This window comes from Brevundimonas sp., from assembly GCF_050729455.1.
Classification (GTDB): domain Bacteria; phylum Pseudomonadota; class Alphaproteobacteria; order Caulobacterales; family Caulobacteraceae; genus Brevundimonas.
Genome location: NZ_JBOHLI010000087.1, coordinates 1 through 7,135, shown reverse-complemented (window position 1 = coordinate 7,135; position 7,135 = coordinate 1). Strand labels below are relative to the sequence as shown.

5 protein-coding genes and 1 pseudogene are annotated in these 7,135 nt (G+C 70.6%); 5 read left to right on the top strand and 1 reads right to left on the bottom strand.

Translation table 11 applies throughout. The annotated features are described in order from the left end of the window. Positions 1 to 166 precede the first annotated feature (166 nt). Positions 167 to 2,287, bottom strand: coding sequence for a prolyl oligopeptidase family serine peptidase (locus ACREEF_RS15125; protein WP_431566392.1), 2,121 nt, complete (start codon positions 2,285 to 2,287; stop codon positions 167 to 169). Positions 2,288 to 2,428: 141 nt separating this feature from the next. On the opposite strand from ACREEF_RS15125, the gene ACREEF_RS15120 reads away from it, so the two are divergent. From ACREEF_RS15120 to ACREEF_RS15100, 5 genes and pseudogenes are all read left to right on the top strand, one after another. After that, the gene (locus ACREEF_RS15120; protein ID WP_431566391.1) at positions 2,429 to 3,274 is read left to right on the top strand and encodes a 1-acyl-sn-glycerol-3-phosphate acyltransferase; all 846 of its coding nucleotides are present in this window, start codon (positions 2,429 to 2,431) and stop codon (positions 3,272 to 3,274) included. Beyond that, positions 3,271 to 3,732 carry a tRNA (adenosine(37)-N6)-threonylcarbamoyltransferase complex ATPase subunit type 1 TsaE gene (gene tsaE, locus ACREEF_RS15115; RefSeq protein ID WP_431566390.1) on the top strand — a complete coding sequence of 154 codons (462 nt, stop codon included), beginning with the start codon at positions 3,271 to 3,273 and terminating at the stop codon, positions 3,730 to 3,732. The genes ACREEF_RS15120 and tsaE overlap by 4 nt, the downstream gene beginning before the upstream one ends. After that, positions 3,725 to 4,813: an N-acetylmuramate/N-acetylglucosamine kinase AmgK gene (gene amgK, locus ACREEF_RS15110; RefSeq protein ID WP_431566389.1), complete on the top strand. Its 1,089-nt coding sequence runs from the start codon at positions 3,725 to 3,727 to the stop codon at positions 4,811 to 4,813. The genes tsaE and amgK overlap by 8 nt, the downstream gene beginning before the upstream one ends. Continuing rightward, complete coding sequence (murU, locus tag ACREEF_RS15105) at positions 4,810 to 5,523, top strand: N-acetylmuramate alpha-1-phosphate uridylyltransferase MurU (RefSeq protein WP_431566388.1); 714 nt, start codon at positions 4,810 to 4,812, stop codon at positions 5,521 to 5,523. Before amgK ends, murU begins: the two co-directional genes overlap by 4 nt. Positions 5,524 to 5,525: 2 nt before the next feature. Then, positions 5,526 to 7,135: pseudogene (locus tag ACREEF_RS15100) on the top strand (double-strand break repair protein AddB); the annotation flags it as partial.

Below are 7,135 nucleotides of genomic sequence, written 5' to 3'. Positions count from 1 at the left end.
CCCCAGAGCACCGGACGTCGGGCCGCCCGGCCCCGCCAGCGGCGCGCAGGCCGCCGTCGCCACGGTCGCCAGCAGGGGCGCCAGAAGCCCTCGTCGCGTCATCCCCGTCCCCCCATAAACCAAGGGGCGCGGTCCCTGCGAACCGCGCCCCGGAAGTCGTCCGACCCTACTTGGCCAGATACTTGTCCAGCCAGCCGAACACCTCATTGTGCCATTGCAGGCTGTTGGCCGGCTTCAGCACCCAGTGGTTCTCGTTGGGGAAGAAGACCAGGCGGCTTTCGATGCCGCGCCGTTGCAGGGCGGTGTAGGTCGACAGGCCCTGGGCCGTCGGGATGCGGTAGTCGAGGTCGCCCTGGATCACCATCATCGGCGTCTTCCAGTTCTGGACGTGATTGGCCGGGTTGAACTTCTGATAGCCCTCCGGGTTCTCCCACGGCAGGCCGCCGTATTCCCACTCGGTGAACCACAGCTCCTCGGTCGAATAGCCCATGCCGAAGGTGTCGAAGACGCCGTCGTGGTTGACCAGGCATTTGAAGGCGTCGGACCAGTTGCCGGCGATCCAGTTGATCATGTAGCCGCCGTAGGAGGCGCCCAGCGCACAGGCGTTGTTCCCGTCCAGGAAGCTGTACTTCTCCTGAGCCGCGGCCCAGCCCTTTTGCAGGTCTTCCAGCGGGCGGTCGCCCCAGTGCTGGCTGATCGCGTCGGTGAACTCCTGGCCGTAGCCGGTCGAGCCGTGGAAATCGATCATCACCACCGCATAGCCGGCGCCCGCATAGGTCTCGGGGTTCCAGCGGTAGGACCAGGAGTTTCCGAACGACCCCTGCGGTCCGCCGTGGATCAGGAAGGCGACCGGATATTTCTGCCCCTCGACATAGTTCGCCGGCTTGATGACGAAGCCGTGGACCGTCTCATTGTTCCAGCCGGGGAAGCTGAACTGCTCGGCCGCGCCGAAAGCCTTGCCGGCCAGCTGCGGGTTCACATTGGTCAGGCGACGCGGCATCTCGCGACCGCGCCAGGTCTTGAAGTAGAGGTCGGCGGGCGAGGTCAGGGTGTCGACCGACATGACGAAGCCCGAGGGCGTCTGCTGGAAGGCCCCGACATGGCCCTCGCCGGTCAGGGGCATGACCGAGCCGTTGCGCGTGTCGATGGCGAACAGGCGGGTCTGACCGACGTCGCCGGCGGTCGTGTAAAGCGTCTTGCCGTCCGCCGACCACTGCAGGCCGTCGGCTGAGCGATCCCAGTTGGCCGCGATCTGGCGCGTCTGGCCGGTAGCTGTGTCCCGCAGGAAGATCGAATACTTATCGGCCTCGAAGCCCAGGCGGGCCATGGCGCGATAGGCCAGGGTCTGGCCGTCCGGCGAGAAGACCGGGCCGGTGTCCCAGGCCGGGTTGGACTCGGTGAGATTGGTCAGTTGGCCCGGCGCCGAGACAGCGACGCTGTAGAGGTCGAAATTGGTGCTCCACGGCTCGCTCTTGCCCGCGTGACGGGCCGAGAAGACCAGCGAGCGGCCGTCAGGGGCGAAGACGAACTCGCTCTCGTCGCCGAACGGCTTGGAGGGGGTGTCGCCGTCAAAGCCCTTGGTCACCCAGACCGGGTCGCCGCCCGCCTTGCCGTCCGCGCCGATGGTCTGGACGAAGAGGTGGTTCTGGGTGTGGTCGCTCCACGCATCCCAGTGGCGCACGAACATCCGGTCATAGACCTGACCCGTCGACTTGACCTCGGCGGCGGCCTTGGCGCGCTCGACCGAGGCGTTCAGGTCGGCGGCTTCGGGATAGACGGCCAGCGACACGGCCACCGCGTCGCCCGCGGCGTTGATGCGATAGGCGTTGACGTCAGTCGGCAGGCTGGTGACCTGGGTCGCCGTCGCGCCCTTGTCGCCCGAGACCCAGACCTGGCTCGACCCCGAACGGCCCGACAGGAAGTAGAGCTTGCCGTCCGCGCCCCAGCGGGCGGTGTTGGCGCCGCCTTCGGAAATGGCCAGCTTCTGCGCCTCGCCCTCGCCCTTCAGGCTCAGGATGTAGAGGGCGCTGGAGCGGCGGTTGGCCGCCACGTCCGTCTGGGTCAGGGCATAGACCACCCACTCGCCGTCCGGCGACACCTGCGGATCACCCAGGCGATTGGCCGAGATCATGTCCTGATAGGTGAAGGCGTTCGACACTGCCTTGGTCGCCGCCGGAGCCGCGACCGCAGCCGCCGCGACGGGCGCCTCGGCCAGGGCCGGCAGAGCCGAGGCCGCCAGCAGGGCGACGGCGCTGAGGCCGCTCAGGAGATGGGGCAGGTGACGCATGGGCGATGATCCTCTCGGCTTCGCTGAAATCTTGGCGGCAGGCGTAGCACCGGCGACGCTCGCGTCAAACCCGGCTTTGGGCCCGCGACCATGGTCAGGACCGCTTGCCGCCGTCGCCCGGACCGGCGACAAGCAGGAACGATGAGTCCGCCCGCCCCAAACCCGCATATCGTCGACGTCCTGATCGCCGAGCGTGCGCCGCGCCTGACCGGTTCGGCCGCCTGGCCGGCCGTGCGGCCCCTGCTCTATCGGCTGCTCGACTATAACCGGGCGCGCGCCATGGCCGACGCTATCGGGCCGTTGTCGGGGCAGGCGGCGCTGGGCCATGTCTCCGGCCTGCTGGCGCTGAAGACCGAGACGCTGAACCTGGACCGCCTGCCCGCCACGGGTCGCTGTCTGGTGGTGTGCAATCATCCGACCGGGATCGCCGACGGTCTGGCGGTCCACGACGCCATCCGGCGCGTGCGCGACGACGTCATCTATTTCGCCAACGCCGACGCCCTGCGCGTCTCGCCGCGCCTGGCCGAGAGCGTCATCCCCGTCGAATGGGTCACGGCCAAGCGCACCCGCGAGAAGACCCGCGCCACCCTGATGGCCGCGAAAGAGGCTTTCGAGGCCGAACGCTGCGTCGTCATGTTCCCCGCCGGGCGGCTGGCCCGCGTCGATGAGCAAGGCCGCCTGACCGATCCCGAATGGGCCACGACCGCCGCCTCGCTGGCGCGCAAATACGCCGCCCCCGTCACGCCGATCCACGTCGCCGGACCGTCCAGCCGTCTGTTTCACCTGTTCGACCGCTTCTCGCAGGAACTGCGTGACATCACTCTCTTCCACGAACTGCTGAACAAGCAGGGCCGGGAGTTCGACCTCAGCGTCGGCCTACCCATCGCCCCCGAAGCGCTCGACATCGACGCCGCCCGCGCCACCGAGGCGCTGAAGACCTTCGTCGAGCGCGTCCTCGCCGCCGACCCCGACGCGGTGTTCGCATGACGGTCTTCCTTCTCGCCGACGCCGAGGCCACCACCCGTCTGGGCCAGGCCGTCGCCCCCCTGCTGGCGCCCGGCGAATCCGTCCTGCTCTACGGCCCCCTGGGCATGGGCAAGTCGACGCTGGCGCGCGGCCTGATCCGCGCCCTGACCTCGCCCGACGAGGACGTGCCCAGCCCGACCTTCACCCTGGTCCAGTTCTACGAGAGCGACCCGCCCGTCGCCCACTTCGACCTCTATCGCCTGACCCGCCCCGAGGAAGCCTTCGAGATCGGGCTGGACGAAGCCCTGGACGAGGGCTGCGCCCTGATCGAATGGCCCGAACGTCTGGGCGAGGATCCGGGCCGGATGCTCGGCCCCGACCGGCTGGCCATCACCATATCCGAAGACGGCCAAGGCCGACTTGCGACCGTTTCTGGCGCAGGATCGTGGGAAGCCAAACTGAAGGAACTCCATGTCTGACCGCGAAGCCCTCCGTCTCGACTTCCTGCGCTCGGCCGGTCTGGCCGAAGCCGTCCGCGCGCCCCTGCCCGGCGACGCCTCGACGCGCCGCTACGAGCGCCTGACCACGGCCTCCGGCGCCACCCTGATGCTGATGGATCAGGCCCCCGCCGCCGAGAGCCAGCCCTGCGATCCGTCGTGGACGCCGGAACAGCGCCACGCCCACGGCTGGAACGCCGTCGCCCGCCTGTCGGCCGGCCGCATCGAAGCCTTCGCCGCCGTCGCCGCCCACCTGAAGTCGCTCGGCCTTTCGGCGCCCGACATCATCGCTGTCGACGCCCCGAACGGTCTGGCCGTGATCGAGGACTTCGGCGACGCCCTGTTCACTAGCGTCATAGCGGCAGGCGACCCCGAGGAACGGATGTACGCCGCCGCCATCCAGTCGCTTGTCATACTGCACGAAGCCCCTACGCCCGAGGTGCTGCACGGTCTTGCCGGCGACTGGCCCCTGCTGACCTACGACCAGACGGCGCTGCAAGGCGGCGCCGACCTGTTCGTCGAATGGCTGCCGAAACTGATCCCCTCGCTGAGCTTCGACGAGGCCGCCGTCGCCGAATGGCGCGCCGTCTGGGCGCCGATCACCGCGATGGGTGAGGCGGGCGCCACCGTCATGGCCCACCGCGACTTCCACGCCGAGAACCTCATCTGGCTCCCACAACGCAGCGGCTTTGCCAGGGCGGGCATGATTGATTTTCAGGACGCCGTCCGCGCCCACCCCTGCTGGGATCTGCACTCCCTGCTTCAGGATGCGAGGCGCGATCTTGGCCGTGGAACAGAAGGGTGGGCGCTCGATCGCTACTTCTATCAACGCCCTTCCGTAGACCGCGAGGCCTTCATGGCCGCCTACGCCGGTCTGGCCGCCCTGAACGAGGCCCGCATCCTCGGCGTCTTCGCCCGCCTGATCGCCCGCGACGCCAAGCCCAAATACGCCGCCTTCATGCCCCGCATGTGGGCCCACCTGAACGCCAACCTGAAGGCGCCGGGTCTCGAGGCCGTCGCCGCCTGGATGGACCGCCACGTGCCGGAGGACCTGCGTCGATGAGCTCTCCCAAGACGGCCATGGTCCTCGCCGCCGGGCTCGGCACGCGGATGCGCCCCCTGACCAACGACCGACCCAAGGCTCTGGTCGAGGTCGGCGGTCGCGCCCTGATCGACCACGTCCTCGACCGGCTGGCTAGCGCAGGCGTCGAGCAAGCCGTGGTCAACGTCCACTGGTTCGCCGACCGGCTGGAAGGCCATCTGGCCGCCCGCACCCGTCCGGCCGTCGTCATCTCCGACGAGCGCGCCGAACTGCTGGAGACCGGCGGCGGGCTGAAGAAGGCCCGCCCCCTGCTCGGCGACGATCCCGTCTTCGTCGCCAATATCGACAGCGTCTGGATCGACCGCGGCGATGCGCTCGGCGATCTGATCCGCCTGTGGGACCCCGAGCGCATGGACGCCGCCCTGCTGCTGGCCCGGCGCGAGGGCTCCATCGGCTTCGAGGGCGGCGGCGACTTCTTCCTGGCCGACGACGGCCAGCTGACCTTCCGGGGCGAGGCGCCCCACGCCCCCTTCGCCTACATGGGCGTCCACATCACCCGCCCCGGATACGTCGACCACGGCCCCGACGGTCCCTTCTCGCTCAGCCCCCTGTGGCGCGCCTCGGCCGCCGAGGGACGCCTGTTCGGCTGCGTGCTGGACGGCGACTGGATGCACGTCGGCGACCCGCAGGCCCGCGACGAGGCCGAAGCGCGGCTGAAGGCGGAAGGCTGATTATGTCGGGGGGCCGCTTCGATCCGTTCGCCGGAACCGGGCCGCGCTGGCGCGCCGTGCCCGCCTGGCGGCCCTTCCTCGAAGACCTCGCGGCGGGCGTGCTGGACTGGTTGGGCGATCAGACGCCCGAGACCCTGACCGACGCCACCATCCTGCTGCCCAACCGCCGCGCCGCCCGCGCCTTCTCCTCGGCGCTCGGCAAGCTGGCCGGCGACCGCCCCGTCCTGCTGCCGCAGGTGCGCCCGCTCGGCGATCTGGAAGAGGACGAACCGCCCTTCGCCCCCGGCGAACTGGGTCTGGACCTGCCGCCCGCCATCCCCGCCCTGACCCGCCGTTTCGAGATGGCGCGGATGATCGCCGAGGAGTTTGAGCCGGGCCTGAAGCCCCTGCGCGCGCTGGAAATGGCCGACGCCCTCGGCGGCTTCCTCGATTCCTGCCAGCTTGAGGAGGTGCCCGACCTGTCGCGTATCGCCGGGCTGGCCGAACAGGATCTGGCCGCCCACTGGCAGGACAGCGCCCGCTTCCTCGGCCTCGCCGTCGAGGCCTGGCCCAGGCGGCTGGAAGCCCTCGGTCTGGTCGATCCCGCCTGGCGCCGCGCCACCCTGTTGCGCCGTCTGGCCGAGGCCTGGGACGCCCGCCCGCCGCAACAGCCGGTGATCGCCGCCGGTTCGACCGGCACTGTCCCCGCCGCCGCCGACGTTCTGGCCGCCGTGGCGCGGGCGCCGCAGGGCGTGGTGGTCCTGCCCGGCCTCGATCTCGATCTGGCGGACGGCGCCTGGGACCGCATCGACGACCAGCACCCTCAGGCCGCGCTGAAGGCCCTTCTGACCCGCGCCGAGGTCTCGCGCGATCAGGTCCGCCCCTGGTTCAAGCCCGCCGTCGAGCCCCGCGTCGAGGCGCGCGGCCTGGCCCGCCAGCGCCTGATCAACGAGGCCCTGCGCCCGGCCGAGGCCACCGACGACTGGCGCGCCGAAATCGCCCGCCTGCGCGCCGACGCCGCCGAGGCCGGGCAAGCCGCTGACCCTATCAACGAGGGCCTGAAGGGCCTGTCGGCGCTCAGCGTCCGCGCCGAGGAAGAGGCCGCGACGGCCATCGCCCTCTTGATGCGCGAGACGCTGGAAACGCCCGGCCGGACCTGCGCCCTCGTCACGCCTGACCTGGACCTGTCGCGCCGCGTCGAGGCCCGGCTGGCGCGCTGGGGCATCGTCCCCGACGCCTCGACCGGCGCCCCCCTGTCGCGCATGAGCGCGGGGGTTCTGGTCGACCTGTGCGCCCGCTTCATCGAGACGCCGCTCAAGCCCCAGACCCTTCTGGGTCTGATCAAGCATCCGCTGACCCGGTTGGACCTCGACGGCGCCAGCCTGCCCGACGCCGCCTCGGCGCTGGAAGAACACGCCCTGCGCGGCCCCCGTCCGCGCGCCTGGGCCGAGCTGCAGAAACGCCTGCTCAAGGCCGCCGAGCCCGGTCGCGGCGGCCAGCCCCTGCCCGAGTGGAAGGCCGCCCGCCTGTCCGGCGCCTGCGCCCTCGCCGCACGGCTGGAGGCCCTCGCCGCCGACGCCCTGTCCGTCTTCACGCCCACCGCCGCCCCCGACGCCGCCGCCCGCGCCCTGAC

Bases quoted from the DNA above. Each gene is read 5' to 3' on its own strand.
- ACREEF_RS15120 (WP_431566391.1), top strand. From the start codon at position 2,429: ATGAGTCCGCCCGCCCCAAACCCGCATATCGTCGACGTCCTGATCGCC.
- tsaE (WP_431566390.1), top strand. From the start codon at position 3,271: ATGACGGTCTTCCTTCTCGCCGACGCCGAGGCCACCACCCGTCTGGGC.
- murU (WP_431566388.1), top strand. From the start codon at position 4,810: ATGAGCTCTCCCAAGACGGCCATGGTCCTCGCCGCCGGGCTCGGCACG.
- amgK (WP_431566389.1), top strand. From the start codon at position 3,725: ATGTCTGACCGCGAAGCCCTCCGTCTCGACTTCCTGCGCTCGGCCGGT.
- ACREEF_RS15125 (WP_431566392.1), bottom strand. From the start codon at position 2,287: ATGCGTCACCTGCCCCATCTCCTGAGCGGCCTCAGCGCCGTCGCCCTG.